At 67.4% G+C, this 26,256-nt stretch carries 31 protein-coding genes and 1 pseudogene; 16 read left to right on the forward strand and 16 right to left on the reverse strand.

The window, feature by feature from the left end:
* The first annotated feature begins 33 nt into the window (after positions 1-33).
* Genes ACGHX3_RS14485 through ACGHX3_RS14505 form a run of 5 tightly spaced genes read left to right on the forward strand, consistent with a single transcriptional unit; the run spans position 34 to position 3,873 of the window.
* Positions 34-1,755: a tetratricopeptide repeat protein gene (locus tag ACGHX3_RS14485; RefSeq protein WP_394695390.1), complete on the forward strand. Its 1,722-nt coding sequence runs from the start codon at positions 34-36 to the stop codon at positions 1,753-1,755.
* A 25-nt stretch (positions 1,756-1,780) separates the two neighbouring features.
* Positions 1,781-2,299 carry a molybdenum cofactor biosynthesis protein B gene (gene moaB, locus ACGHX3_RS14490; protein WP_394695391.1) on the forward strand — a complete coding sequence of 173 codons (519 nt, stop codon included), beginning with the start codon at positions 1,781-1,783 and terminating at the stop codon, positions 2,297-2,299.
* A gap of 16 nt (positions 2,300-2,315) precedes the next feature.
* A complete protein-coding gene (locus ACGHX3_RS14495; RefSeq protein WP_213600578.1) occupies positions 2,316-2,654 on the forward strand; it encodes a helix-turn-helix domain-containing protein in 339 nt (112 codons plus the stop codon).
* Between the two features lie 25 nt (positions 2,655-2,679).
* Positions 2,680-3,459 (forward strand): polyphosphate kinase 2, encoded by a 780-nt coding sequence (gene ppk2 / locus ACGHX3_RS14500; RefSeq protein ID WP_394695392.1) that lies wholly within the window; start codon positions 2,680-2,682, stop codon positions 3,457-3,459.
* Between the two features lie 18 nt (positions 3,460-3,477).
* Positions 3,478-3,873: a hypothetical protein gene (locus ACGHX3_RS14505; protein WP_394695393.1), complete on the forward strand. Its 396-nt coding sequence runs from the start codon at positions 3,478-3,480 to the stop codon at positions 3,871-3,873.
* 89 nt (positions 3,874-3,962) lie between these two features.
* Here ACGHX3_RS14505 and ACGHX3_RS14510 read toward each other — a convergent pair whose 3' ends face one another.
* The 3 genes from ACGHX3_RS14510 to ACGHX3_RS14520 are packed head-to-tail and all read right to left on the reverse strand — an operon-like array spanning position 3,963 to position 6,072.
* Positions 3,963-4,229: an acylphosphatase gene (locus ACGHX3_RS14510; RefSeq protein WP_394695394.1), complete on the reverse strand. Its 267-nt coding sequence runs from the start codon at positions 4,227-4,229 to the stop codon at positions 3,963-3,965.
* Complete coding sequence (locus tag ACGHX3_RS14515) at positions 4,226-4,798, reverse strand: TlpA family protein disulfide reductase (RefSeq protein ID WP_394695395.1); 573 nt, start codon at positions 4,796-4,798, stop codon at positions 4,226-4,228. The genes ACGHX3_RS14510 and ACGHX3_RS14515 overlap by 4 nt, the downstream gene beginning before the upstream one ends.
* Positions 4,795-6,072, reverse strand: a complete 1,278-nt coding sequence (locus tag ACGHX3_RS14520; protein WP_162338514.1) for a YihY family inner membrane protein — start codon at positions 6,070-6,072, stop codon at positions 4,795-4,797. The genes ACGHX3_RS14515 and ACGHX3_RS14520 overlap by 4 nt, the downstream gene beginning before the upstream one ends.
* 76 nt (positions 6,073-6,148) lie before the next feature.
* On the opposite strand from ACGHX3_RS14520, the gene wrbA reads away from it, so the two are divergent.
* Genes wrbA through ACGHX3_RS14540 form a run of 4 tightly spaced genes read left to right on the forward strand, consistent with a single transcriptional unit; the run spans position 6,149 to position 8,287 of the window.
* On the forward strand, positions 6,149-6,745 hold the full coding sequence (wrbA, locus tag ACGHX3_RS14525) for an NAD(P)H:quinone oxidoreductase (RefSeq protein WP_162338515.1): 597 nt from the start codon (positions 6,149-6,151) through the stop codon (positions 6,743-6,745).
* Complete coding sequence (locus tag ACGHX3_RS14530) at positions 6,745-7,077, forward strand: DUF2069 domain-containing protein (RefSeq protein ID WP_394695396.1); 333 nt, start codon at positions 6,745-6,747, stop codon at positions 7,075-7,077. The genes wrbA and ACGHX3_RS14530 overlap by 1 nt, the downstream gene beginning before the upstream one ends.
* Positions 7,074-7,781, forward strand: a complete 708-nt coding sequence (locus ACGHX3_RS14535; protein ID WP_394695397.1) for a hypothetical protein — start codon at positions 7,074-7,076, stop codon at positions 7,779-7,781. Before ACGHX3_RS14530 ends, ACGHX3_RS14535 begins: the two co-directional genes overlap by 4 nt.
* Before the next feature lie 20 nt (positions 7,782-7,801).
* Positions 7,802-8,287 carry an asparaginase domain-containing protein gene (locus tag ACGHX3_RS14540; protein ID WP_162338518.1) on the forward strand — a complete coding sequence of 162 codons (486 nt, stop codon included), beginning with the start codon at positions 7,802-7,804 and terminating at the stop codon, positions 8,285-8,287.
* Positions 8,288-8,416: 129 nt separating this feature from the next.
* On the opposite strand, the gene ACGHX3_RS14545 is transcribed toward ACGHX3_RS14540, so the two are convergent.
* On the reverse strand, positions 8,417-8,782 hold the full coding sequence (locus ACGHX3_RS14545; RefSeq protein WP_394695398.1) for an N-acetyltransferase: 366 nt from the start codon (positions 8,780-8,782) through the stop codon (positions 8,417-8,419).
* A 112-nt stretch (positions 8,783-8,894) separates the two neighbouring features.
* On the opposite strand from ACGHX3_RS14545, the pseudogene ACGHX3_RS14550 reads away from it, so the two are divergent.
* A pseudogene (locus tag ACGHX3_RS14550) lies at positions 8,895-9,184 on the forward strand (asparaginase); the annotation flags it as partial.
* A 275-nt stretch (positions 9,185-9,459) separates the two neighbouring features.
* Here the strand turns inward: ACGHX3_RS14550 and ACGHX3_RS14555 are convergent.
* The 5 genes from ACGHX3_RS14555 to ACGHX3_RS14575 all read right to left on the reverse strand — a co-directional run bounded on the left by ACGHX3_RS14555 (position 9,460) and on the right by ACGHX3_RS14575 (position 15,011).
* Complete coding sequence (locus ACGHX3_RS14555) at positions 9,460-9,654, reverse strand: hypothetical protein (RefSeq protein ID WP_394695399.1); 195 nt, start codon at positions 9,652-9,654, stop codon at positions 9,460-9,462.
* A 131-nt stretch (positions 9,655-9,785) separates the two neighbouring features.
* The gene (locus ACGHX3_RS14560; protein WP_394695400.1) at positions 9,786-10,346 is read right to left on the reverse strand and encodes a hypothetical protein; all 561 of its coding nucleotides are present in this window, start codon (positions 10,344-10,346) and stop codon (positions 9,786-9,788) included.
* A 52-nt stretch (positions 10,347-10,398) separates the two neighbouring features.
* Complete coding sequence (locus ACGHX3_RS14565; RefSeq protein WP_394695401.1) at positions 10,399-11,979, reverse strand: hypothetical protein; 1,581 nt, start codon at positions 11,977-11,979, stop codon at positions 10,399-10,401.
* Between the two features lie 27 nt (positions 11,980-12,006).
* Positions 12,007-12,939: a hypothetical protein gene (locus tag ACGHX3_RS14570; protein WP_394695402.1), complete on the reverse strand. Its 933-nt coding sequence runs from the start codon at positions 12,937-12,939 to the stop codon at positions 12,007-12,009.
* A gap of 281 nt (positions 12,940-13,220) precedes the next feature.
* A complete protein-coding gene (locus tag ACGHX3_RS14575; RefSeq protein ID WP_394695403.1) occupies positions 13,221-15,011 on the reverse strand; it encodes a S8 family serine peptidase in 1,791 nt (596 codons plus the stop codon).
* Between the two features lie 480 nt (positions 15,012-15,491).
* Between ACGHX3_RS14575 and ACGHX3_RS14580 the strand changes: the two genes are divergently transcribed.
* The gene (locus ACGHX3_RS14580; protein ID WP_394695404.1) at positions 15,492-16,046 is read left to right on the forward strand and encodes a hypothetical protein; all 555 of its coding nucleotides are present in this window, start codon (positions 15,492-15,494) and stop codon (positions 16,044-16,046) included.
* Between the two features lie 104 nt (positions 16,047-16,150).
* Here ACGHX3_RS14580 and ACGHX3_RS14585 read toward each other — a convergent pair whose 3' ends face one another.
* Together ACGHX3_RS14585 and sufT are read right to left on the reverse strand one after the other, a co-directional pair.
* Positions 16,151-17,248, reverse strand: coding sequence for a branched-chain amino acid aminotransferase (locus ACGHX3_RS14585; protein ID WP_394697302.1), 1,098 nt, complete (start codon positions 17,246-17,248; stop codon positions 16,151-16,153).
* Positions 17,249-17,299: 51 nt separating this feature from the next.
* Complete coding sequence (sufT, locus tag ACGHX3_RS14590) at positions 17,300-17,851, reverse strand: putative Fe-S cluster assembly protein SufT (RefSeq protein WP_162338577.1); 552 nt, start codon at positions 17,849-17,851, stop codon at positions 17,300-17,302.
* 110 nt (positions 17,852-17,961) lie between these two features.
* Here sufT and ACGHX3_RS14595 point away from each other — a divergent pair, with 110 nt between their 5' ends.
* On the forward strand, positions 17,962-18,375 hold the full coding sequence (locus ACGHX3_RS14595; RefSeq protein WP_394695405.1) for a hypothetical protein: 414 nt from the start codon (positions 17,962-17,964) through the stop codon (positions 18,373-18,375).
* A 125-nt stretch (positions 18,376-18,500) separates the two neighbouring features.
* On the opposite strand, the gene ACGHX3_RS14600 is transcribed toward ACGHX3_RS14595, so the two are convergent.
* The 3 genes from ACGHX3_RS14600 to ACGHX3_RS14610 are packed head-to-tail and all read right to left on the reverse strand — an operon-like array spanning position 18,501 to position 20,691.
* Positions 18,501-19,892 (reverse strand): NAD(P)(+) transhydrogenase (Re/Si-specific) subunit beta, encoded by a 1,392-nt coding sequence (locus tag ACGHX3_RS14600; RefSeq protein WP_394695406.1) that lies wholly within the window; start codon positions 19,890-19,892, stop codon positions 18,501-18,503.
* On the reverse strand, positions 19,889-20,380 hold the full coding sequence (locus tag ACGHX3_RS14605) for a hypothetical protein (protein ID WP_213600594.1): 492 nt from the start codon (positions 20,378-20,380) through the stop codon (positions 19,889-19,891). The genes ACGHX3_RS14600 and ACGHX3_RS14605 overlap by 4 nt, the downstream gene beginning before the upstream one ends.
* A gap of 14 nt (positions 20,381-20,394) precedes the next feature.
* Positions 20,395-20,691 (reverse strand): NAD(P) transhydrogenase subunit alpha, encoded by a 297-nt coding sequence (locus ACGHX3_RS14610; protein WP_093296220.1) that lies wholly within the window; start codon positions 20,689-20,691, stop codon positions 20,395-20,397.
* A 164-nt stretch (positions 20,692-20,855) separates the two neighbouring features.
* On the opposite strand from ACGHX3_RS14610, the gene ACGHX3_RS14615 reads away from it, so the two are divergent.
* From ACGHX3_RS14615 to ACGHX3_RS14630, 4 genes are read left to right on the forward strand one after another with little or no spacing between them, the layout of a single operon-like run.
* Positions 20,856-21,191, forward strand: a complete 336-nt coding sequence (locus tag ACGHX3_RS14615) for a hypothetical protein (RefSeq protein ID WP_394695407.1) — start codon at positions 20,856-20,858, stop codon at positions 21,189-21,191.
* 23 nt (positions 21,192-21,214) lie between these two features.
* Complete coding sequence (locus ACGHX3_RS14620; RefSeq protein WP_394695408.1) at positions 21,215-21,784, forward strand: RNA polymerase sigma factor; 570 nt, start codon at positions 21,215-21,217, stop codon at positions 21,782-21,784.
* Positions 21,781-22,176 (forward strand): hypothetical protein, encoded by a 396-nt coding sequence (locus ACGHX3_RS14625; protein ID WP_213600597.1) that lies wholly within the window; start codon positions 21,781-21,783, stop codon positions 22,174-22,176. Before ACGHX3_RS14620 ends, ACGHX3_RS14625 begins: the two co-directional genes overlap by 4 nt.
* On the forward strand, positions 22,173-22,616 hold the full coding sequence (locus ACGHX3_RS14630; RefSeq protein ID WP_394695409.1) for a DUF3106 domain-containing protein: 444 nt from the start codon (positions 22,173-22,175) through the stop codon (positions 22,614-22,616). Before ACGHX3_RS14625 ends, ACGHX3_RS14630 begins: the two co-directional genes overlap by 4 nt.
* A 4-nt stretch (positions 22,617-22,620) precedes the next feature.
* Here ACGHX3_RS14630 and ACGHX3_RS14635 read toward each other — a convergent pair whose 3' ends face one another.
* Together ACGHX3_RS14635 and ACGHX3_RS14640 are read right to left on the reverse strand one after the other, a co-directional pair.
* Complete coding sequence (locus ACGHX3_RS14635; protein ID WP_394695410.1) at positions 22,621-23,727, reverse strand: NAD(P) transhydrogenase subunit alpha; 1,107 nt, start codon at positions 23,725-23,727, stop codon at positions 22,621-22,623.
* A 74-nt stretch (positions 23,728-23,801) separates the two neighbouring features.
* On the reverse strand, positions 23,802-26,126 hold the full coding sequence (locus tag ACGHX3_RS14640) for a DUF1631 domain-containing protein (protein WP_394695411.1): 2,325 nt from the start codon (positions 26,124-26,126) through the stop codon (positions 23,802-23,804).
* Between the last annotated feature and the right edge of the window lie 130 nt (positions 26,127-26,256).

Below are 26,256 nucleotides of genomic sequence, written 5' to 3' on the forward strand. Positions count from 1 at the left end.
CCAACACGCGCACGTTCGAGCTGGGTGGCCGCGATGACCGCTGACGATCCACGCAACGAGCGCACGCGACTGCGGCTGCACGTGCAGCAGCAGCCGCAGGACTTCATCGCCTGGGTGATGCTGTCGGACGCGGAACTCGATCACGGCGACGCCGACGCCGGACGCCGCGCCGCCGAGCGCGCACTGGATCTCCGCCCGCGCCATCCGGAAGCGCTCGCACGACTTGGCCGCAGCCACTGGCTGTCGGGCCGCCACGTGCAGGCCGCGCAGGCGTTGAGCGATGCCGCCGCACAGGCACCGCAACATCCCGGCATCGCGCTGTGGCTGGGCCATGCACTGGAAGACGCCGGTGAAGCGGAAGCCGCCGCGCAGGCCTACGAGCATGCGTACCGGCTGGTGCCGGGCGAGCCGGTGTTCGCCGCCCATCTGTTGAACTGGCGCCGCAAGCTCTGCGACTGGCGCGACCTGGACCTGCTCTCGGCGCAGGTGCGCCGCGCGGTGCGCGACGGGACCGGTGTCGTCGAGCCGTTCGCGTTCCTGAGCGAAGACGCCACCGCGGAGGAGCAACTCGCCTGCGCCCGTCAGCGCGCGCACGCGCTGGCGTCGGTCATCCGCCCATTGCCGCCTGCACCGTGCTCGCCGGAAGACGCACCGCTGCGCCTCGGCTTCCTGTCCAACGGCTTCGGCGCGCATCCCACGGGCCTGCTGACCGTGGCGTTCTTCGAAGCGTTGCAGGCACAGGGCATGGTGGCGCACCTGTTCGCCCTCACGCCGGACGACGGCAGCCCGATCCGGCAACGGCTGGCGGCGGCGACGCAGGTGCATGACGTCGCCGGACAACCGCATGCGCGCATCGCGCAGGCGATCCGCGACCAGCGCATCGACGTGCTGTACGACCTGCGCGGCTGGGGCGGCGGCGGTACCCCGGAAGTGCTGGCGATGCGCCCCGCGCCCGTCCAGGTCAATTGGCTTGCCTATCCCGGCACGTCCGGTGCGCCATGGATCGACTACGTTCTCGCCGATCGCTTCGCCCTGCCCGACACGCTGGCGCCTTCGTACAGCGAAACCGTCGCCTGGCTGCCCGGTGCTTTCCAGCCCTCGGACACGCGTCGCGCGGTCGACACGCCGCCCTCGCGTGCCGAATGCGGGCTCCCCGACAGCGGCGTGGTGTATGCCTGTTTCAACAACAGCTACAAGTTGAATCCGCGCAGCATGGCGCGGATGTTCGATGTCCTCGCCCAGGTCGACGGCAGCGTGCTGTGGCTGCTGTCCGGACCGGGTCGCGCCGACGACCGCCTGCGCACAGCGGCGCAGGCACGTGGCGTGGATCCGGCGCGCCTGGTGTTCATGCGCAAGCTGCCGCATGCGGAATACCTGGCGCGCTACCGGCACGCCGACCTGTTCCTCGACACGCATCCCTACAACGCGCACACCACCGCGTCGGACGCGCTGTGGGCGGGCTGCCCCGTGCTCACCTGCCCGGGCACGACGTTCGCCGCGCGCGTCGCCGGCAGCCTCAACCACCATCTCGGCCTGCACGACATGAACGTGGCCGACGACACGGCCTTCGTCGCCATCGCCGTCAGGCTGGGCCGCGATGCCGACGCGCGCATGGCCTTGCGCACCCGCTTGCGGAACGCCATCGCGGACTCCCCGCTGTTCGACATGCCGCGCTTCGCGGACGGCTTCATCGACGTCGCGCGGCGCATGACTGACCGCAGCCGCAAGGGCCTGCCGCCCGCGCCACTCGGCTGACCCGCGATTGCGCTACCCTGCCGGCATGAGCCATGCCGACGCCTTGATCCCGCTGCACCTCTGCGTGCTGACCGTCTCCGACAGCCGCACGCTCGCCGAGGACCGCTCCGGCGACTACCTCGTCGAGGCCCTCACTCAGGAAGGCCACCAGCTGCACGAACGCACCCTGCTGCCCGACGACCGCTACCGCCTGCGCGCACAGGTTTCGCAGTGGATCGCCGATCCCGTCGTCGACGGCATCCTGGTGACCGGCGGCACCGGTTTCACCGGCCGCGACTCCACGCCCGAAGCGCTGCTGCCGCTGCTCGACAAGGAAATGCCCGGCTTCGGCGAACTGTTCCGCCATGTCAGCGTGGAGGAGATCGGCACCTCGTCACTGCAGTCGCGCGCGTTCGCCGGCCTGGCCAACCAGACCTTCCTCTTCTGCCTGCCCGGCTCCACCTCGGCCTGCCGCACGGCGTGGGAGAAGATCATCCGCGCCCAGCTCGATGCGCGCACCCGCCCGTGCAACCTGGCGACGCTGCGTCCCCGCCTGAAGGAATGAGCAAGGAGAGCCCGCCATGTCCCTCGATGCCACCCTGCGCCTGCTGACCAAGGCCAGCGGCCTGACCGCCGCCGATCTCGCCGCCGCCATCCCGCGCGCCGGCGTGGCCACGGTGAAATCCTGGCTCGCCGGCGAGAAGATGCCCGGCGGCGACCAGCTCGCCGCCCTCGCGCGTGCCTTTGGTGTGCCGGCCGGCGCCCTGCTGTCGGAACTGGCAACGACGCTGGACCCCGCCCGCACGCAGGGCGAACACGACCTGCTCGCCGCCTATCGCGCGCTCAACACGCGCCAGCAAGGCGCATTGCTGGAAGTCGCCCGCGGCATGGCCGGACACAAGGCCCGTCGCACACGCTGATTCCCCCGCCGCACAGGACGTCGTGATGAAACCGCTCAAGCGCAAGGATTACGAAGCACGCCTCAAGCCGCTGCAGCTGGAACTGGCCGCGATGGCGCGCTGGGCCTCCCACTGCGGCGCCCGCATCGTGGTGGTGATGGAAGGCCGCGACACCGCCGGCAAGGGCGGCGCGATCGGCGCGATCACCGAACACCTCAATCCGCGCCAGTGCCGCGTGGTGGCGCTGCCCAAGCCCAGCGAGCGCGAAGCCACGCAGTGGTATTTCCAGCGCTACATCGCGCACCTGCCGGCCGCGGGCGAGATCGTCCTGTTCGACCGCAGCTGGTACAACCGCGCCGGCGTCGAGAAGGTGATGGGCTACTGCACCGACGAGCAGCACGCGCGTTTCCTGCAGCAGGCACCGGTGTTCGAGCGCGGCATCACCGACGACGGCATCCTGCTGTTCAAGTACTGGCTGTGCGTGGACCAGGCGCAGCAGGAAGAACGCTTCGCCGAACGCGCCGAAGAACCGCTGAAAAGCTGGAAGCTGTCGCCGATCGACCTGAAGGCGCGCGAGCGCTACGCCGACTACACCGCCGCGCGCGAGATCATGCTCGAGGCCACGCACACGAAACATGCGCCGTGGACGCTGGTCGACTTCAACGACCAGCGCACCGGGCGGCTGACGCTGATCCGCGACCTGCTCGACCGCCTGCCCGACACGCAGGTGCCGCTGGAGCCGCTCGGCCTGCCGCCATTGAAGGGCAAGCTGCACAAGGAACGCTACGGCGTGTTGAAACCGATCAAGCCGCTGCGCGGCGGCTGACCGGTGCGGCGGTCATGGATGGCCACGCTGTGGCTGCTGGCGGCACCCGCGATGGCGCAGGACGCGGCCACGCCCGCTGGGGATCCGCAGGCCACGACGCTGGAGACGATGGTTGTCCGACCGGAGCCGGAGGAAGTGGTGGACCTCTATCGTTTCAGGAATCCCGTCGAGGTCGAATCCGGCGCGCTCGGCCGCAGCTGGAAGGAACCCACCAGCCTGGAGCAACTGGGCAAGAACGGCGGCATCGTACCGGTCCTCGTCGGGTTGGCGGCACGCCAGGTGCAGAAGGGCGCGCGCAAGATCCCAGGCTGGAAGGAACCGGAACAGCCCGCGGTCGCGCGCCCGCCACCGCTGGACGACGCACAGGCCGCCCGCGCCCTGCGCCTCTACGAATCAAACGAGCCGTCACGGTGAGAGCGGCATAGCCAGCAAACCGGCGCGCATCCCCCGCGCATAACGTGCACCGTGCGCACGATTCGTGGTGTTCGCCACAGCAACCCCCGTCAGCCGGTGACGAAGCCTTCGTTCACCGGCCCGGACCATGCCTCGCGCACGACCGACTCGACGCGCGCGGCAGGCGGCCCCTGGTGCAGCCACGCCTCCAGCGCATCCAGTGCGGCGGCGTCGCCCTCGGCGATCACGTCGACGCGGCCATCCGGCAGGTTGGTCGCACGACCGTTCAGGCCGAGATCGAGCGCGTGCTCGCGCGTGGATGCACGGAAGAACACTCCCTGCACCTTGCCGCTGACGAGGAAGCGCGCCGCCATCATGCCTTCGCTGCAGACCCACCGGCCGCGGCGATGGCGGCTTCGATCTCCTTGCCGGTCACCGGACCGAGGAATTGCTTGGCGACCTTGCCGTCCGGCGCGATCAGGTAGGTCAGCGGCAGGCCGCGCGGCGTAGCGAAGTCGGCCGGCGGGTTGTACACGTCGAGGATGGCGACCGGATAGACGACCGGCCGTTCGGCGAGGAACGCCTTCAGTTCGTCCGCCTCGATCTCTTCGTACGCCAGCCCGATCACTTCGATGTGGTCGTTGTCCTTGTCCAGCGCGGACAGGTCGGGCATTTCCTTCAGGCAGGGCGCGCACCAGGTCGCCCAGAAGTTCACCACCACCCACTTGCCGCGGTGCGCAGCCAGCGTGTAATCGGCGCCGTCCAGCGTCGTCACCTGCAGCGTGGGCAGCTCGGCGGTGCGGTCGGCGGCCTTCTGCGTTGCGGGGTCCACCGCCTGCACGTGCGCCTCGATCGCGGGCGACGACGCTTCCGAAGGCGCCGAACCGGCATTGCAGGCCGCCAGCGTCAGCACGACGGCGAGCGACAGGGAAGACACGGACTTCATGCAGGCTCCTGGCAGGGTTCGGTGAACAGGTCGCTGACGCGCTTCTTCAGCAGTTCGCGCAAGGGCATGCGCAGGTCGTCCAGCGCGCGGCGCGCGGAACAACCCAGCGCATCGTCATGGAACGGCAGGTGGGCCTCGGCGACCGGGATGCGCAACTGGCAGGCTTCGTACAGGTCGCACAGCGTCAGGTCGTCCAGGTCGCGCGCCAGCAGCCATTCTCCTTCCTCGTCGCGGCGCAGCAGATTGATCTCGGCCAACTGGCCCAGCATCTGCTGGATCAGCGAGTCGGTCAGCATCGGCTCCATCGCCAGGATCTGGTCGCTGTGCAGCCCCTTGCCCGTTTCACGCGCCTGCGCGAAGCGCCCCAGCATGCGCAGCAGGCCATAGATCTCGTAACCCAGCGGCAGCCGCAGCGCCACCGGCTGGTAGCGGAAGGCCGCCATGCCCGAGGCCAGCGAGGCGCCCAGCAGCACCGCCACCCAGCACAGGAAGATCCACAGCAACAGGATGGGCGCAGCGGCGACCGCGCCGTAGATCTTCTGGTAAGTGTTGAAACTGCCCAGGTACACGCCCAGGCCCCACTTCGCCAGTTCCAACAGCACGGTGGCCAGCAGCGCGCCGGCCACGGCATAACGCCACTTGATGGTCCGGTGCGGCACCACGCGGTAGATCACCACGATGGCGGCCAGTTCGATCAGCACCGGCGCCACGCTCAGCGACAGCGTCTGCAGCCAGCGGCCGCCGTCGGTGGAGAACACCGGCAGCGCATAGAAGCGGGCCGACAGCGCCAGCGAGGCCGCGGCCATCAGCGCACCCAGCGTCAGCACGGTCCAGTACACCAGGAAGCGCGACAGCTTCGGGCGTGCGCTGTGCACGCGCCAGATGCGGTTGAACGTGGCCTCGATGCTGTTGAGGGTGATCAGCAGCGAGACCACCAGCGCGATCACGCCCACCGCCGTCAGCTTGCCGGTGTTGGCCAGGAAGCCATCCAGCTTCGCCTTCAGTCCGGCCGCCGCGCCGGGCAGGAAGTTGGCGAAGATGTAGTCGCGCAACGACGCGCTCCATTCCTGGAACACGGGGAATGCGGACAGCACGCCGAACACCACCATCGCCAGCGGCACCAGCGCGAACAGGGTGGTGTAGGCCAGCGAGCCCGCGGCCTGGAACAGGCGGTCGTCGAGGAAGCGCTTGGCCAGGAAACGGAAGAACGTGCCCATGCGCGCACGGTCGCGCACGCGGTCGGTCCAGCGGTTCAACGAATCCAGGGGCTCCATGGCGGAAGGGTAACCGATGCGTCAGGGAGGCGACATCGCCGATACTGGGCGCCTTCCACGCAACGAAGATGGTCCGATGCCCGAGATCCTGGTGCTCTACTACAGCCGCGGCGGGTCCGTGGCGCGGCTGGCGCGGCAGATCGCACGCGGCGTGGGCGAAGTGGACGGCATGTCCGCGCGCCTGCGCACGGTGCCGCCGGTGGCGGCGGTGACGCAGCAGGCCGCGCCGCCGGTGCCCGAGGACGGCGCACCGTATGTGGACCGGCAGGACCTGGCCGACTGCAGCGGCCTGATCCTCGGCAGCCCCACCCGCTTCGGCAACATGGCCGCACCGGTCAAGCACTTCATCGACGGCCTGGGCGCGGAATGGGCCAGCGGCACGCTGGTCGGCAAGCCGGCAGCGGTGTTCACCTCCACCGCCACCCAGCACGGCGGGCAGGAATCCACGTTGCTGTCGATGCAGGTACCGTTGCTGCACCACGGCTGCGTGATCGTCGGCATTCCCTTCACCGAGCCGCAGCTCAGCAGCACGCGCACCGGCGGCACGCCGTACGGCGCCAGCCATGTCGCCGGTGGCGAGGACGACCCGCAGCCCAGCGAGGAAGAAGCCGCCCTTGCGCGCGCCCTCGGCCGTCGCGTGGCCGACATCGCCCGCCGCCTGGAGGCGCGCTGATGGAACGCTCGCGCCTGGTCCTCGCCAGCCTGCTGCAACTGCTGGCCATCCTGTATGCGCTGTGGTTCTGGGGCGACCGCCAGTACACGCTCGCGTTGCTGGTCTTCAGTCTGCCGCCCATCGTGCTGATGATCGGCGTGATGACGCGCCGGCGCACGGCGGCGTTCTGGGCCGGTGTGCTGGCGCTGTTCTGGTTCTCGCACGCGGTGATGGTGGCCTGGGCCGATCCGGTGAAGGCGAAGTTCGCGTGGGTGGGCATCGTGCTGTCCATCGGCATCGTGCTGGCGACCAGCTGGCCCGCGTTCGCCAAGCGGTTCGGCAGGAAGGGATGACGCGCCTCGCACTTGCGCTGCTGCTGGGCCTGCTGGCGCCGTGCGCGTGGGCGCAGGATGAGGTCTGCGAACCTGCCGATCCCGTCCGCGCGGAGAACCGCGACGGAACCGTGCTGACCGCACTGACGGAGTGCGTCTCGCCCGGGCTGCGCCGCCATGTCGCCACGCTCACTTGCGAAGCGGGACGCGTCTGCGACCGGCTGGAGATCACGCAGGAGGTGGCCTACAACCGCATGGGCCACGTCGACCTGGTGGACCTGGACCAGGACGGGATGTACGAAGTCGAGGTCCGTGGCATGTGCGGCGCCGGGCCGAACTGCGAAGGCGATGTCTACCGGATCGATCCGGCCACGCGGACGCTGCAGCACTTCTTCAGCGGCGGCTACTACGAGCTGCAGGTCATCGACGGCTGGCTGGTGGAAGCCGGGCGCAGCAGTTGCTGCAGCTGGGAATTCCACCTGTGGCAGCTGGATGCACCGCACGACCTGCCGCTCGAGTACGACACCATGGACCTGATGGTGCAGGTGGACGCCAGTGGCGACGAGGACGGCACCGTCACCGGGGTGACCTGCACGTTCACCCGGCAAAGCGGCGATAATTCGCAGGTGGTGGCCCCGCCCTCGCGCGCGCTGGAACGGATCTGCGAGCACTACGGCGAACCCTACGAACTGACTTCCCCGGATACAACGCCAGGCGCGCCGTGAGCGCCGGCAGGAGCCTTGAGATGGACGAGCTGCTGATCGTCACCACCGGTGGCACGATCGACAAGATCTACTTCGACGACAAGTCCGACTACCAGATCGGCGATCCGCAGATCGGCATGATCCTGCGCGAGCTGGGGGTGACGTTCCGCTTCACGGTCATTCCGATCCTGCGCAAGGATTCGCTGCACATCACCGACGAGGACCGCGAGCTGGTCCGCGCGACCATCGCGGCGCAGCCGACGAAGCACGTGCTGGTGACGCACGGCACCGACAGCATGGTGCAGACGGGCCATGTGCTGGCCACCATCCCGGACAAGACCATCGTGATGACCGGCGCCCTCAGCCCGGCCCGCTTCCGCGGCTCGGACGCGGAGTTCAACATCGGCTGCGCGATCGGCGCGGTGCAGTCGCTGCCGACGGGCGTGTACATCGCCATGAACGGACGGATCTGGGATCCGGCGAAGGTCAGGAAGAATGTGGCGGCGAACCGGTTCGAGGCGGTCTGAGGCACACGCTTCCTCGCTCAACAACGACAAGGCCCGCTGATGCGGGCCTTGTGCGTTACGGAAGAAGGACTGCTTCTCCGATCTGAATCCTGCAGTCGTAAAACCTGCTCCGACACGGGTCTCCCGGGCCTATGGCGGCGAGATGACATAGGCGCAGAGGTCCGCCGAGGTCGGGACAGCCTTTGCACCCATGGCCTCGTAGAGCGAGATGGCCCGGTGATTGCTTGCGCGCACATTGTTGACCACCAGCTCCCGGCACCCCTTGTCGCGTGCCTTCTTCCGCAAGCGCTCGATCACCATGCTGCCGTAGCCCCGTGAGCGCTGCCTCGAATCGATCTCGATCTTTTCCAGTACAAAGCTCGCGCCGGGCTCGAACCAGCCATGGGCACGTCCTACCCGGCGACCGGCGAGCCACGGCTCGACGACATAGTGCCGCCGCTGCTCGCTCTCTTCGAAGCGCCAGTCTGTTTTCAGTTGGAGTTGGTTTGCTTTCAATGATGGCCTATTGGGCTACGGTGGCCGCACGCCTGACTCAGGCGGGAACGCTTCGCGGACACGGCCAAGGGGAAACAGGGGTCGGAACACGGGGGCGCAGAGTACCTTGTCCAAGCTGATCCGCGCGTGTATCGCGGCGCGGCCGACGGAGTTCGCACTGATCACGGACAGCGCCGTGCAGATGGGCCCTGTGCTGGCCACCATCCTGGACAAGACCATCGTGATGACGGATGCGCTCGGCCGTACCCGCTTCCGCGGCTCCGACGCGGGATTCAACATCGCCTGCGCCATCGGCGGGGTGTAGTCGCTGCCGACGGGCTATACATCGCCATGAACCGACGCATCTGGGATCCGGCGAAGGTCAGGGAAAATGTGGCGGCGAATCTGTTCGAGGCGGTTTGAGGCCTAACGATCCAGACGCAACAACGACAAGGCCTGCTGACGCAGGCCTTCATCGTTATGGGCTCCCGGGAAGAGGAAGGCCCGCCGCCTTCAGTTGATGGTGATGTGCAGGTCTTCGCGAAACCAGCGCTATCATCAGCTCAAGCCGGTCTTCGCTGTCCTGGGTGGCTCCGTTCCATTAGTACGGGAAACACGTATCGGGAATGTTGCGCTGGGTGGCAGCACGGCACCTGGCCAGGAAGTACCCCCACAGGCTTTCGACGATGCGAAGCGCCTCACTGCCGTATCCCGGCGGCAGGAAGCCGGCCTCCCCGCCCCGCCGGACCTAGCCGACTGATGATGTTGGAGTAACAGGTGGGATTGACGGTGTCGCCGTCCGCCGGGTCCATGCCGGCACACACGATGAACCGCAGGGGCTTGATGGCGGGCGTCGTGGCCTGCACCGGCGCACCGGCTACGGAAGGGCACATGGCTTTACCCCTGATACCGAGCCCGCGCGACAAGCCGGTACGATACAAAAGAAAACACTCCGACCCATGCCGGGGTTCTTCTGACTTTCCTGGACCTTAGCTTTCGCAGCGGGGCCTACTGGAAACACACGCTAGCGCTGCGGCCGTTGCCTGGCCGCCCGGTATTGCCCTTTGTCGCCGGCCCGCTGCCCGTCCGGATCGGCATTCGTGCAGACAACACCGCCGCAGACCACCGCGTCGGAGGCATAGAACGCCTGCACGACCGGCACGGCGTCCTCGTAGCGCTGCAGTTCTTGCCGGGTATCGGCCAGCTCGCGCCGATAGTAGCCCAGTACCGTCCACGCAACGAAGAGCACCAGCAGCAGGATCGCCGCGGCTACGCCCAACCACATCCACACCACCCTGCCCATCCCCCGCAATTTCGCGGTGGTGACGGACACGGCATGACCATATTCGGCGGTGACGGGCGACACGGCCTCACGGGCATCCTGCGCGATCCGCGTACCCGCGCCCTCCACGATGGCGGCGACATCGCGCCGAAACTGCGCGACCTCCTGTCGCAGCGACTGCACCTGATCGCTAATCGCCACGCTCATGCGCTCCTCGCGCTGCGTCATCTCCGCACGCAATACCATCAGGGCCTTGATGGCATCGACCGGCGTAGCCGCTGGCACCACATTGACGTCTTCCATGACACCTCCTCGTTGTCTGCATCCGTGTGATGCGGAACCCCATGACACCCGGCTAGCGCGTCATCTGCCGATCTTGCGCCTGGCTCTGCTCAGCCGCCTGCTGCTGCGCGAGCAATCGTTCACCTTGGGCTTCCATATGCCGGCCTTCCGCCGAGCGCGCGAAGTCGACGGCTGCACGATCCGCCAAGGCGCTGTCGCCAGACATGACGGCGGCGAGGTAACGGTCTGCCAAGAATTCCTCCCACCGCCCCGGTGGGTCGTAAAGCATCCCCTGGCGTCCATCGGCTTGTTGGCCCTGCTCCGGCCCTCTGTCATGGATAGAGGAGCCATCGCCGCCCGGCTGTCTCTGCACATCTTGTGGCAAGTCAGGCCGAGGCTGCATGCGCGGTGCACGGGGGTCGATGTGCAGTAGGGGGACGGGCACCCCATCACGTGCAACATTCAGCTCGACAACCCCATTGTCACGATCCGTCCGGGTGACTTGGCTGCGCTCGATCTCACGCCACTCCCCGCCGACATACGCATGACCATGGCCATTCCGGTTCCACTGCACGAGGTCGCTTCCTGAAGCATACAGACCGGCAGTGTGACCGGCAGGCGCACCCTGAAAGCGAACATCTTGGGTTCTGGTTCCGCCCACATCCAGTGCCTCGACAAAAGCGCGCCCCTGCGCCGGCACCAGGAACAGATTCTTGACGGTCGAGTACTCGGCCAGCAGATTGGGGCGCGTTCGGTCCTGATCAAGCTGCGTCGGGTTGACCAACGGGTCTGCAACTACACTCTGCCACGCAGCATGGAGCGGGTTGTTCGTTTCGGAACCGCGCAACGAAATCACCAGCTCTGCACCACGCAGTGCGTTGTCGCGATCACCATGAAGATGCCGCGGAACTGCAGCCTTCAGATCATCCACCGAGTCGATGGCTCCACTCTCGATTCGCTCGACGATTCTCGGCCAGTTCCGCCGCCCGTCCTGATTCTCAAGCTTGGAGATGACGGTGGCCATGCGGATCTGGTCGTCAGCTGTCGCATTCTGATAAAGCAACGTGTCTTCCAGCTGACGAATCGATCCTCCATTCCGGAGCAGATGATTGACCTGCCTGATGTCCTGATTATGGACAAAAGTAATCCCGTCATCGGAGCCCAGAAACTCGCTCAGGCGGGTCTTAATTCCAGCCGGCACGTCATACCCATTGTCAGTGACGACCTGCCGGTCACCTCGAATCTCATTGCCCTGGCGCCGCAAGGCATCGCTGGCCATGTCGTATTCGGCCGGGGTAAGAGCCAAGTCTGGTCGCTGCTGCGTATGCTCTTGCGCCCAAGCCTGATAAGCATCGAGCAACCGATCTGCGTTGCGATTCACATCATTTCGCTGCTGACCGAAATCGGTTTGCAGTGTGCCAATGGAATAGCCGCTGTTGTAGATCGGCTCCAGCTGCCCCTCCCGAAACACGCCAGCTTCGCGAGGCTCCCCCCGCGCCGTATCGCCTGCTTGGTGAATGTAGCCTGCGAATGCAAGATCATAGGCGACATTGCGCCCACGCAGGCTTCCTTCGGAAGCTACTCCCACCGCAAAGTAGATCGTCGCCCTCAGTTCGCTTTCTGTAAGTGTGGCTGGTCGGAGTTGTGCATTCACGTTCGTGCCTCTTGGCGTGTTCTATCTCTATTCCTTAACGTCGATGATGCGGACGCTTCCCATGGACCCAATAGGCGACAAGTCCTTGCTGCTCAATCGGATCACTCTGTCGCCGATGGCGATGAGGATCGTATTGTCAAAAAGGTCCACCGCGAGCGTTGGGAGGGTGACCCAGCAGCCTCTTTCCCTGCTGTAGTCCGCGACAATCTTTGTCATCGGCTCGAACTCTGGCTCGGCCTCCTGCAAGCGTGCTTGCGTGCGAGCAACATAAGCCGTTGTCTCGCAGATGGATTGCCCTCCAAACAAAGGTCGCACATCGCTCGGTTCATCGATGTGCTTGGATATCCCGTTGGGCCCGGTCACGATCTTGCGCTCGAATAGGTAGTCTCCCAGCACGACCTCATGGCCTCGCCCCTTTCGATCCTTCCAACCGCCATAAATCGAGGGTTGGTCGGTACCCACGGTGTACGGTATTCCCGGGATGGACGCGTATCGATGCCCGCTGCTGTCAATAAAACTGTAAGCGAAGTTGTAGTCCAACCTTTCGGCGGGAAAGTTCGAGTCGATCGATTCCACCTGGACACCGTCCACGCGCTCACCCGAGAAGAATTCAAGAGCTTGCGCCACTCCCTTCTCATGCGATGAAATCAGCCACAGCCTCGATGGCTTGCGGCGCTCGTCGATGACGACTTCCGCCGCCGGGAATTCACGCTCTGCCACGACCGTAGATGGCCAGTTGACATTGGGCCGGATGCCGGCGTCCGCTCCCGACTTTCCTACATGCTGGCAACCAGACAGCAGCGCGCAATACACCACACCAAGACACAACATTGATCTGTATTTTTTCCTTGGCCGATGAAGATCAGTGAGCCGTGTTTTTCGCCCCGCATCCAAGCAGCGCGGGGCGACTGCGATCGCGCTCCAGCGACACCAGGAAGAGATAAAAAGCACTTTCTGCATCTGCATAACCTCCCTGTCGGGTATCGCCATTTTCACTTCACTCCGGTCGATAGCGCCGCGAGCTCCACCGAAGCGGACATCCTTTTTCCCTGTCTACACTGCATTGCAGGGAAACGCATTTATTGAGCAATGAGAGGCTCTCCAGGCCAGCCCCCTCGGTCAAAGTGAATGTGAGGCTCACACTGTCGGTCCGGAAATGGGCAGCGATGCCCCATAAAAAAACCCCGGCCAAGGCCGGGGCTCTTCCTGCACCTCCCTGCGCACTCCCTCAGGGTCCATCCTCAGAACGTGATGCTCCAGCTGTTGATGTAGCCGGTATCCGCCGCCGCACGGTCGCGCGCGCGCAGGCGCCAGCTGCCGTTGAGCGCTTCGCTGGACAGGTTGACCGTGTAGGTCTGGTTGATGTTGTCGGCACTGCCGCCCGTGCGGTTGTGCAGTACGTACACCGACCCGTCCGGCGCCAGCAGGTCGACGATCAGGTCGCCCTTGTACGTGTGCACGATGTTCACCGCCACCTGCGCATTGCTCGGCGCATTGCCCGTCCGCCCCGACACCGCGATGGTGCTGGTCACGCCGGTCGTGTTGTTGTCGGGAATGTTGACGTCGGTACCGTTGGTGTACGTCTGCACGCCACCGACCGGCGGCGTGCCGCCCTGCGCCGCGACCACCGCCGCATCCGCATTGACGATGCCCGCCCCGCACCCACCCGAACACGTGCCCGGCAACGGACGCGCCGTGTTCTTGATGATGGTCTCCACCTGCGCCGGCGTCAGCGGCGACGGCGCGGCCGCCTGCATCAGCGCGACCACACCCGCCACGTGCGGCGCCGCCATCGACGTGCCGTTGTACGACGCATAGCTGGCGCTGCCCGGCGTGGTGGTGCCGGTGTTGAGCGTGGACAGGATGCTCGCGCCCGGCGCCGAGATGTCGATGCCCGTGCCGTAGTTGGAGAAGCTGGCACGCGAACCCGCCGATGTCGTGGCCGCCACGGCGATCACGTTGGGGCAGTTCGCCGGCACCGCCGTCGACACATTGGCGTTGCTGTTGCCCGCGGCCACCACGACGGTCGTGCCGCGACCCACGGCCCCGTTGATCGCGTTCTGGTACGTCGTCGAGCACGAGCCGCCACCGCCCAGCGACATGTTGATCACTTCGGCCGGATTTGCGTTGGCGGGGATGCCGCTGACCGTGCCGCCCGAGGCCCAGGTGATGGCATCGGCAATGTCCGAGGTCAGGCCGCCGCAGCGGCCCAGCACGCGCACCGGCACCACCTTGGCGCCGAACGCGGTACCGGCCACGCCGGTGCTGTTGTTGGTGACCGCCGCGACCGTGCCGGCCACGTGCGTGCCGTGCCAGCTGGAGTTGCTGACCGGCGAACCGCTGTAGCACTCGTTCGCCACCGGGTTCCAGTCGCCTTCGTCGTTCGGATTGGAATCGCGGCCGTTGCCGTCGCGCGACACGAAGGTGTCGCTGATGAAGTCGTAGCCCGGCAGGATGTTCGCATTAAGGTCGGCATGGTTGGTGATGCCGGTGTCGATCACCGCGACCACCACGCCCGCACCGGTGGACTTGTCCCAGGCCGACCGCACGTTGATGCCGGACGCCGTGGTGCCGAAGCCCCACTGCTCGGACAGGCGCGGATCGTTGGGCGTCAGCGTGGGATACATGCGCTGGTCGACTTCCACGTACTCCACGTTGGGATCGGCGGCGAGCTGGCGCATCAGCGACTCGGCTTCCACGCGGTCCAGCTTGCGGTCGGCGCGCACCACATCCGCGCCACCGGCGGCCAGGCGACGCAGCTTCTCCAGCCCCAGCGCGCGACCGCCGCGCTTGGCGACACCGGTGCTGGCGGCGGTACTCAGCGAACGCTGCAGCTGCGTCGCATTGGTGCTCTCGCTGCTGCCGTCGCGGTACTTCACGATGAAGCGGTCGTAGCCGCCGGGTTCTTCCACCTGCAAGCCGCTCATGTCGACGCGACCGGCCATCGCCGGCAGCGCATACAGCGATGCGAGCACGGCGGACGACAGGCACAGCAGGCGCACACGCGAACCACGCTTTGCAAATCCGGACATCAGACTCTCCCTCAATGATGGAAACGAAAAGCCGCCAACGCGGCAATGGCCCGGTCGAGGGCGCATGGCAGATACGGGAGGGGGTGGACAGGCGGTTGCGTTCGACCGGATGCACGTCGTGCAAGGCACGACGCAGGAACGAAGCTAGCGGATTGCGCGAACGTGAATCAGCGATGAAAGACACACTTCATCGCGAAGTGTTGCAAACGTAATCATCGGAATACATGCATGAAGCGATGGTCACCGGTAGACATCGCCTTGTAGATTCATTTACGTCGTGCGCGCGTGACGGGCGCGAATTTTTTATTCGCATGCGCATGCATCGACGACGCAACAAACAGAGCTCGGTGCCGGTGGAAGATGTCGCTACCGATTCGCTTGAGAGCCGATACCCGCAGCTACCTATGTGACTCGCCATGGCGTGATCGAGGATGTATTGATTCTGCGCAAGACCACGACAACGATGGAGGAGACAGCAAGATGAAGGGATGCAAGCTGGTGTGTCTGCTGGCCATGGTCACCGCATGTGCGGAATGCCGCGCGTCGACGCCCTCCACGATGCCCGGGGATGACCAGGCGGAGACGCAGGTGGGGACCGCCGCTCTGACCCGATTGCCGGACGTTGTTACCGGTGTCTGGTATCCCGATGATGCGGAGGGCGCCTCGGGATGCGAAAGATATCGGGCGCGATCGCGTACCGTGCGCACGCAGCGCACGCATGAAGGAATCGATATTGTCCCGGTCGGTAGCTTGGTGATAGCCCCGGATCTGATTCACGCATTCGCTGAGTACGGCGAAGGCAACTTCCACGTCGTCGAACGTGTCGAGCCCGAAGGCAGTGGCGCATGGCGTATCAGGGCGCGGCTCGGCCTGGATGTGATGCCGGATGAGCCGTCAGAGGAGAATCTTGTCGTATCCCGGCTGTCGCTGCACGGGGACAAACTCCTCTGGCAGCCGGAGGGGGAACTCGGGACGCCCTCGGCGAAGTACTCCAGATGCGAGGCGGCACGCGAAGACAACGAACAGGCCCCGTAACGTCCTGCGACACCGTGGGAGCCGTCGCCGTTTACCGCCCAGGCGACCGCAAGGCCATGTCGATACGGGCCACATCCGGATCGTATCGACGACGGCGCATAGGCTCAGTCGCGCAGCTTCACCAGCCAGCCATGACGGTCCGGCAGGCGGCCGTACTGGATGTCGGTGAGTTCCTTGCGGATGCCCATCGTCACCTCGCCGGCGGGCGCGCTGAGGTCTCCCACGTCGAAGCCCTTGCCCTTCAGCTGGCCGATCGGGGTGATCACCGCGGCGGTGCCGCAGGCGAACACTTCGACGATGTCGCCCGAGGCGACGCCCTGCTTCCATTCGTCGATGGCGATCCTGCGCTCCTCCACCGTGTGGCCGCGGTCGCGTGCGATCTGGATGATGCTCTCGCGGGTGATGCCTTCCAGGATGCTGCCCGACAGTTCCGGGGTGACGATGCGGCCGTCCTTGTAGACCAGGAACACGTTCATGCCGCCCAGCTCTTCCAGGTACTTGCCTTCCACCGGGTCGAGGAACAGCACCTGCGAGCAGCCCTGCGCCTGCGCTTCCTGCTGCGGCAGCAGCGAGGCGGCGTAGTTGCCGCCGCACTTGGCGGCACCGGTGCCGCCCTTGCCGGCGCGCGCATAGTCCTCGGACAGCCAGATCGCCACCGGCGACACGCCCTTGGCGAAGTACGCGCCGGCCGGGCTGGCGATGACGTAGTAGCCGGCCTGCTGCGCGGCGCGCACGCCGAGGAAGGCCTCGGTGGCGATCATGAAGGGACGGAAATACAGGCTGGTCTCCGGCGCCGACGGCACCCAGTCGCCATCGATGGCGACCAGCTGGCGCAGCGACTCGACGAATTCGTTGACCGGCAGCTGCGGCAGCGCGAGGCGCGCGGCCGAACGCTGCAGGCGCTTGCCGTTGGCATCGGGGCGGAACGTCCAGATGGAACCGTCGGCATGGCGGTAGGCCTTGATGCCTTCGAAGATCTCCTGGCCGTAGTGCAGCACGGAGGCGGCCGGATCGAGCGAGAGCGGACCGTAGGCGCGCACTTCGGCGTCGTGCCAGCCCTGCGCCTTGTCCCAGGTGATGGCGACCATGTGGTCGGTGAAGTGCAGGCCGAACCCGGGGCTGGCGAGGATGGCGTCGCGCTCGGCCGGTGTACGGGCCTTCTCGTTGCGGGTCACGCGGTAGGTCAACGGGGCGGCGTTCATCACGTTCATCTCTTCCTTCCTGACGGGTTCTGCGGTGGCGAGCGCGGCGGCTCAGAGCATGCCGGTTTCCAGCTTGGCGGCATCGGACATCATGTGGCGGCCCCACGGCGGGTCGAACACCAGGTCGACATCGGCCTCGGCGATGGTGGGGATCATTTCCAGCTTGCTGCGCACGTCGTCGACCAGGATCTCGCCCATGCCGCAGCCCGGCGCGGTCAGCGTCATCTTGACCTCGACGCCGCGCTGGCCGTCGTCACGGGTGGTGAGGTTGGCCTCGTAGACCAGGCCGAGGTCGACGATGTTGAAGGGGATTTCAGGATCGAAGCAGGTGCGCAGCTGGTTCCAGACCGCCGCCTCGACGTCCTCGTCGCTGGCGTTGTCGGGCAGCGACAGCGGTTCGGTCGGCTCCTTGCCGATGGCGTCGCCGTCCTTGCCGGCGATGCGGAACAGGTTGCCCTCGACGAAGACGGTGTAGCTGCCGCCCAGCGCCTGGGTGATGTAGCCATAGCTGCCGGCCGGCAGGGTGACGAGTTCGCCCTGCGGCACCAGCACGGCGGCGCAGTCGCGGGAAAATTGGACGGGTTCGCTGCTGCGGGAGTACATGCCGGACCAGATGGGGGCGCGCGTGGGGCGCTGCAAGACGGCCTATTGTAGCGCCCGCGCTCCGGCGACCGCGTTCAGGCCGTATCCTTGGCGGCCCTGCCGGAGTCTCCATGTCCCCCGCCCCGCGTCGCATTCCCCGCTGGTTGCTTCCCGTGATGCTCGTCGTGGCCAGCGCCTGCGTGCTGGTGGTCTGGGTGTCGCTGGCGCTCTACCTGGAGCGCCAGACCGGCTGGATGGCCCTGCTGGTCGCGCTGGACGTGGTGCTGGTGCTGCGCCTCGGCGGCATGGCCGCCGGCACGCGCCGCGCGATGCTGGCCGCAGCGGTCACGGTCGCGGTCTCGGCGCTGGCGCTGTGGACCGTGTCGGCCACGCAGCTCGGATTCGCGTTCGGACTGGCGCCCTGGGAATCCGCCCTGCGCCTGGGTGCGCACCACGGCTGGACCCTGATTTCCCTCAGCACGACGCCGCTCGATGCCCTGGCCATGGTCGCAGCCCCGCTGCTGGCGGCCTGGTGGACGCGCTGACGGCGCTCCATCCCTGCGAGACCGCGGCGTCCGTGCGAGGGCAGTGCTGATATCGCGCAACCAGTCCAGAAAAAAGCCGGGCGGTGCCCGGCTTTTTTGCTGGCTTCACCTGCTGATACGTGCGCTCAGTGTCCGCCGTCCAGCGCCTTCAGTTCGCTGACGAGCGCGTTCGCCATCTCGCTGCCGTCGCCGTACAGCATGCGGGTGTTGTCGGCGTAGAACAGCGCGTTCTCGATGCCGGCGAAACCGGTGCCCTTGCCGCGCTTGATGACGATGGTGTTCTTGGAGTTCACCACGTCGAGGATCGGCATGCCGTAGATGGGCGAGGCCGGATCGGTCTTCGCCACCGGGTTCACCACGTCGTTGGCGCCGATCACCAGCGAGACGTCGGTGTTGGCGAACTCGGGGTTGATGTCGTCCATGTCGGCGATCAGGTCGTAGGGCACGCCGGCTTCGGCCAGCAGCACGTTCATGTGGCCGGGCATGCGACCGGCGACCGGGTGGATGGCGAACTTCACCTTCACCCCGCGATCCATCAGCTTCTGCGACAGCTCCCAGATCTTGTGCTGCGCCTGCGCCACGGCCAGACCGTAGCCCGGCACGATCACCACGCGTTCGGCGTAGGCCATCATCGCGGCGACGTCGGCGGCCTCGATGGGCTTCATCGATCCGCCGATCTCCTGCATGGCGGCGCTGCCGCCGCCGAAGTTGGAGAACAGGACGTTGCTGATCTTGCGGTTCATCGCCTTGGCCATCAGCCGCGTCAGCAGCATGCCGGCCGCACCGACCATGGTGCCGGCGATGATCAGCGCCTCGTTGCCCAGCACGTAGCCTTCGAACGCGACCGCCAGGCCGGTGAACGCGTTGTACAGCGAGATCACCACCGGCATGTCGGCGCCGCCGATGGGCAGCGTCATCAGCACGCCCAGCGCCAGCGACAGCACGAAGAACGCGATGATCCACGGCATCGCCAGCGTGGTCAGCGCCATCACGCCGCAGACGATGGCGGCCAGCGCGACCAGCGCGTTGAACCACTGCTGCCCCGGGAACGTGTAGCGCTTGTCCATGCGCCCGTCGAGCTTGGCCCAGGCGATGACCGAACCGGTCAGCGACACCGCGCCGATCAGCGCGCCGGTGACCGCCAGCGACAGCGTGAAGGTCGACGGCACCGTCGCTTCGCCGCCGGAGTAGCGCACCAGTTCCACCGCGCCGATCGCCGCCGCGGAACCGCCGCCCATGCCGTTGAACAGCGCCACCATCTGCGGCATGTCGGTGATCGCCACCTTCTTGCCCCAGAGCCAGTTGAGGCCCACGCCGATCACGATGGCCGCGATCATCAGGCCGATGTTGTGCAGCCCCGGCAGGAAGAACGTGGCGACGGTGGCGATCAGCATGCCGACGCCGGCCCACTGGATGCCGCTGCGCGCGGTCTTCGGACTGGCCATGCGCTGCAGGCCGAGCAGGAACAGTGTGGCCGCCACGAAGTAACTCAGCTTCACCAGCGTCAACGCACTCATGCCCGGCTCCCTTCCGACGACGACGCGGATTGCTTGTCCAACCGATGGTGTTCGCGCATTTCGATGGCGGTCTTCAGCAGGCCGACCATGCCCAGGCCGAAGGCCATCAGGCCCAACGAGAGCTGGTTCACCACCGTGGAATCGGCCAGGTAGGCGCCGGCCAGGCCGCCGGCCATCGCGCCCAGCGCATAGAGCGCGAGCAGCGCCAGCATCCAGCGCCCCTTGCGCGCGTCCTGCCAGACGCGCCGCGAGACTTCGTTCTGCGTGCGCGTCGGATCCTGCAGCGAGGACAGGCCGATGCCGACACCGGCATACAGCAGCACATAGTTGGCGTCATCGAAGACCGGCGACCAGCCGTCGGCCCCGGCCGTGGCGATCGAGAGGGCCGCCTTCACCGCATACCCCACTGCGACCAGCAGTGCGGGGTATTGCAGGTAACTGACCCACTGGAAGACGTCGCGGACCGACAGCGGCTGGCGTGCAGGCATCACTGGCACGCTGCTCACTTGCCACCCGCGGGCTTGCTGCTCTTGAACATCTCCAGCATGCGCTCGGTGACCACGTAGCCGCCGGCGGCGTTGCCCGCACCCAGCAGCACGGCGATGAAGCCGATGGCCTTTTCCAGCGTGGTGTCGGCGTGGCCCAGGACCACCATCGCGCCGATCAGCACGATGCCGTGGATGAAGTTGGAGCCGGACATCAACGGTGTATGCAGGATCACCGGCACCCGCGAAATGATCACGTGCCCGGCGATGGCCGCCAGCATGAAGATGTACAGCGCCACGAACCCGTCGCTCATCCGCTCCCCCATCCTGTCTGCATGTAGTGGTTGCCGCGCGGCGCTGCCGCGGCGGCCCCGCATCATAACCATACCTGAACCCGCCCGGGACCCGATGCCATCGCGTCAACCGATGCCGATGCGGGGCGTTTCCATGCCTGCACCCCACCCCCAAGGACCCGATCATGAAGCGCCTGTCTCTGCTGAGTTTGTCCGTCCTGCTGCTGTCCGCCACTGGTGGCGCCTTCGCCGGCGACCTGGGCGATCGCATCGACCACCGCCTCGACCGTCGCGGCGACCGCGTCGAACATCGCCTGGACGTGCGTGGCGACCGCATCGAGCGCCAGTTCGACCGCCGCGCGGACCGCGCCGCGCAGCAGGGTCATCCGCACAAGGCCAACCAGCTGGAACGCCGCGGCGACCGCATCGACGCGCGCCTGGATCGCAAGGGCGAGCGCGCCGAGGCGCGCTGGGACCGTCGCGGCGACCGCATCGATCACCGCCTCGACCGTCGCGGCTGATTCACGGCACCGGCCGCTAAGCTATGTTGGTGAGTACCGCTTCCAGTCCACTGCAGGAAACGTCGTCGCCCGCGCCGCTGGCGGCGACGATCGACCTGTTCCTGGCGGATATCGGACCGCGTGCGTTCCGCTTCGCCGAGGCAGGCCTGCGCCATCGCGAGGACGCGCTGGACGCGGTGCAGGACGCGATGATGAAGATGCTGGCCTATCGCGAGAAGCCGGCCGAGGAGTGGTCGCCGCTGTTCTGGAGCATCCTGCGCCGGCGCATCGTCGACCTGCAGCGCCGCGCCGGCTTCCGCCTGCGCTGGCTGCTGCCGACCGGCGACCGCGGCGAAGAAGGCCCCGTGGACTGGGCGCCGGATCATGGCGCCGGCCCGGCGCAGGCGCACGACCAGCGCGAGGCCTATGCGCGGCTGGTGCAGGCCCTGCGCGCCCTGCCCAACCGGCAACGCGAGGCCTTCACCCTGCGCGTACTGGAAGAACTGGATGTCGCCGACACCGCGCGCGCGATGGGTTGCTCGGAGGGATCGGTGAAGACCCACCTGTCCCGCGCGCGCGACGCACTGCAGAAACAACTGGAGGAATTCCGATGAACCCCGCCCACGACAACGGCCATGACGTGGACCGGCAGGCCCGTCGCCTGCACCAGGCCGCACTGGCCCAGGTGTCGCCGCAGACGCTGATGCGCCTGCGCGGCGCGCGCCATGAGGCCGGCCTGCAGGCGTCGCCCGGTCGTGGCCGCACGTGGCGCTGGTTGACGGCGACCGCGTTCTCGGCGGTGCTGGCGGTGGGCATCGGCCTGCAATGGCTGCCCCGCACCCCGGCCGTTCCCGCGTCGACCCCGGTGGCCGCCGCCATCCCGTCCGATGGCGATGCCATCGCGGACGAACTGGGCGTCGCCGGCACGTTCGACGAGGATCCCGATCTTTACCTGTGGCTGGCCTCCGCCGAGGCACAGCCCCTTGCCATGGAGTCGACCCGATGAAGGTCCTTGCCCTTCGTGTCCTTGCCCTCGGCCTGGCACTCGCAGCCGGCCAAGCGCTCGCCCAGACATCCCCTGCCCCGCTGCCGACGTGGGACAAGCTGACGCCGCAGCAGCGCGAGGCGTTGATCGCGCCCGTGCGCGACCGCTGGAACCGCGAACCGGAAGATCGGGCCCGTATGCTGGAACGTGCGCAGCGCTGGCAGGCGATGACGCCCGAGCAGCGCGCGCAGGCCCGCCATGGCATGAAGCGTTTCGAGGACATGAGCCCCGGCCAGCGCCGCGAGGCGCGCGCGCTTTATGGCCACATGAAGAAGATGACGCCGGAGCAGCGGGACGCGCTGCGCGAGCAGTGGAAGAAGATGACGCCGGCACAGCGCGAAGCCTGGATGCGCGACAACGCGCCGCCACCGCGCGATCGCGACCGGCGGCCGGAGCACTGACGGATCAGGCGGCGGCGTTCGCCGCCGCTGGCCGCTCCGGCCACACCGTCTTCGCCAGCAGTTCGTCGTCCCAGTCGAACTGCAGCGCGCCGTCCTTGACGAACAGCGCGACGAAATTCAGTACGTTGCGGGCGTACATCTCGCTGGCGTGCACGGCACCGAGGCTGGCGAGGTTCAGCGGGCCGGCGATCGTCACGCCGTCATGCGCATAGGTTTCGCCGGGACGGGTCAGTTCGCAGTTGCCGCCGGTTTCGGCGGCGAGGTCGACGATGACGCTGCCGGGCTTCATGCCGTCGACCATCGCCGTGGTGATGATCTTCGGCGCGGGCCGACCCGGCACGGCGGCGGTGCAGACCACCACGTCGATGCCCTTGAGGTGATCGGCCAGGCGCTGCTGCTGCAGCGCGCGTTCTTCCTCGGTCAGCTGGCGGGCATAGCCGCCCTCGCCTGCGGCGCTGACGCCGAGATCGAGGAACTTGCCGCCTAGCGATTCGATCTGTTCGCGCGTCTCCGGGCGCACGTCGAAGCCCTCGACCTGCGCGCCGAGCCGCTTGGCGGTGGCCACGCCCTGAAGGCCCGCCACGCCGGCGCCGACGATCAGCACCTTGGACGGCCGTATGGTGCCGGCCGCCGTGGTCAGCATCGGGAAGAAACGCGGCGCCAGCTGCGCGGCGATCAGTACCGCCTTGTAGCCGGCCATGCCGGCCTGGGAGCTCAACACATCCATCGCCTGGGCACGCGTCGTGCGCGGCAGCCGTTCGAGCGGGAACGCCTGGATGCCCTTCGCCTGCAGCACCTCGGCACGCGCCGCGTCCGCCGTGGGCTGCAGCACGCCGACCAGCGTGGCGCCGGTCTTGAAGTCCGCGATGGCGTCGGGTGACGGCGGCTGCACGCACAGCAGCAGGTCGGCGCTGTCGCGGCCCTGCGCGTCGACGAGTCCGGCGCCGGCATCGGCGTAGGCCGCATCGACGAAACCTGCGCCATCGCCGGCGCCGCGCTCCACGAGCACGCGCGCACCGGCGGCGATCAGCTTCTTGACGGTTTCCGGTGTCGCGGCCACGCGGCGCTCGCCGGCCGCGGCTTCCTTCAGTACCCGAACTTCGACCGCCATTGCGCCCCTCGTCGTTAGGTCACCCGAGCGGCGATGCTAACAGAGCGCGGCAGCGCCGCGCGGAGGCGATCCGGTCAGGCGGGCGCGGCGGCCGAGGGAACCGGTTCGAGGCGTTCGATCACGCCCTGCATGGCGCTGTCGAACGCATCCTCGCTCTGGTGCGTGCGCAAGCGACCCAGCCGCACCATCGCCGCCAGTTCTTCCGGCGACGCCACGCAGAACCGCACGCCGCGACGGTTGACGAACAGCAGGCGCGAGGAGATCGGGCTGACCCACGACAGCTTGCCCGCCTGCACCTTGTTGTCCTTGTCGATGAAGTCCAGCCAGGTGCCGATCGGCAGGCCGCGGAAATGGTCCGCATCGCTGTGGTCGAAATCGAGCGTATCGGCCCCCGCCACCAGCTGGATCGGCGTGGTCTCCTCATCGACGACCGGCTTGGGCAACACCACCTGCGGCAGTTCCGGCAAGGCCTTTTCCAGGTCCGGACGCGCGGCGGCCACGGCCTGCAGCGTGTCGTGCAGCGCGTCGACCGCACCGGCGGCGGCGTCCTGGTTCATGCCGACGCTGGCGAACACTTTGAGCATCTGCGGGCGCCAGGCCTGCAGCCACGGCTTGCCGACCACGTGGCGCTGCGCCTCGGTCAGTTCCTCGAGCACGCCATCGGCCAGCGCCAGCGATTCGCGCAGGCCGTCGCCTTCGTCGCCTTCGCGCAGCACCGTCATGGTGACGTGGTGCGCCCAGGGCTGGCGCAGGAAGTCCTCGATCGCCTGCGGCACGCGACGGTCGGCCAGGCGCTCGTCCAGTTCGGACGTCATGCGCGCGCGCGCGGCTTCCAGGCGTTCCTGGCCGCGCTGGATCTCGGCGGCGCGGCGTTCGGCGATCTCGATGCGCCGCCGGTGCTGTTCCAGGAACGCGCGGAACTCCTCTTCCAGCGTGAGAAAGATCGCCAGGTTCTCGTTGAATTCGGCGACCAGGCGGTCGACGACCTCCTCCACCTTGGTCAGCAGCGTGCGCTCGGCGGCGCTCTCGCCGTTGTTGCCCTCGCAGGCTTCGGCCAGCACGTTGAGCAGGCGGCGCGCCGGATGGGTCTTCTGCACGAACATGCGGCGGTCCAGCAGCGCCACCTTGACGAACGGCACCACCAGGCGGCCGATCAGTTCGCGCGGGCGGCCTTCCAGGTCGCGTTCGTCCAGCATCACGTCGAACAGCATGCCGACCAGGTCGATGGCGTCCTCGTCGACCGGCGCGAGGCGCGCCTGCGACGGATCCACGCCCAACTGGGTGGCGCTGCTCAGCACTTCGTTCTTCAGCCGCTGCGACAGCGACTCGCCGGTGTCGCCGATGGCCGCCCGCAGCGTCGCGCTGGGCGAGGCCTGCAGCAGCGATAGCACCGACAGCATCTCGCGCTGCGACAGGTCGCGCTGGCGGGGATCGACGGCGCGCGCCTCCGGTGCATCGGCGGCATCGCGGCCGCGGCGGGACTCCTGCAGCAGGTGGTGCAGGGCTTCCAGCAGCACGCCCTGCGCACCGGGCGCGGATCCGTAGCCCGCTGCTGGCACGTCGCCGAAGCCCGGCGCTGCCGGCGCGGCCTGGGTGGCCTGCAAGCCACGGCTGACGCCTGCCATGCGGTTGAGGAACCGCGCCGCCCACGCGGGTGCGCCGGGCTCTTCGCCTTCGCCCGCGGCATCCAGGTCCTGCACCGCTTCGCCCACCGATGATGCGGCGGCGGCCGGCGGCCGGCGTGCCGGCAGCTCCGGCATCACGCCGACCTGCATCAGGCGCTGGTCGAGCGATCCGTAGATGCGGGCGATGGCGGGCACCAGGTCGCGCTCGCACAACTTGATCACCACCAGCCGGACGTCGGGCGCCAGGTCGCAGGCAACGAAGGCCTGGTGGACGGCGACGCCGATGTGCTCCGGGCCGATGGGATTGAGGTCGCTGTCGAGCGTGATGTCGCCGGCGATCCAGCCGAGCCGGCGGTCCAGTCGCCCCAGCACGGGCTTGCACTCGCGCTGGATGACGCTGGCGAGATTGCGCACTGCCAGGCGCGACTCCAGCTCCTGTTCGGACACCAGGCTCAACGTATCGTCCGCCGACTCCAGGAACACGCGCTCCGCGGGCGACGGCTGGCCCGCCTCGAGCGCCTTCCACGAACGCTGCAGCTGGCCGCGGAAACGCCCGATGATGTCCTCGCGACGACGGCGCAGTTCGCGCATCGCGTCGAGGAACGCCATCTGCGAAGGACCTGCGCGTTCGGCGCGGTCGAACAACGCATCGTCGAACCGGCCCAGCGCCACCGCGAAGGCATCGACCAGCGGCGGGACGGAGGCGTCGCGCGCCTGCTCCAGCAGGCGCGTGTCGCGCCCGGGGCGGTCGGCGATGTTCAGGACATTCGACATGCGCAGGGGTCCCGCCCGGGGGGGCGAAGGAAAGGTGGGGGAGGCGGACGGGGATCCGCAGCGACATCGTAGGAAATCCGGCTTGCGGACGACCGTGATGGCCTCGGCAGTTTGATGTCGCGCACCACGA

It is taken from the genome of Pseudoxanthomonas japonensis (assembly GCF_043632995.1).
GTDB classification, from domain to species: domain Bacteria; phylum Pseudomonadota; class Gammaproteobacteria; order Xanthomonadales; family Xanthomonadaceae; genus Pseudoxanthomonas_A; species Pseudoxanthomonas_A japonensis.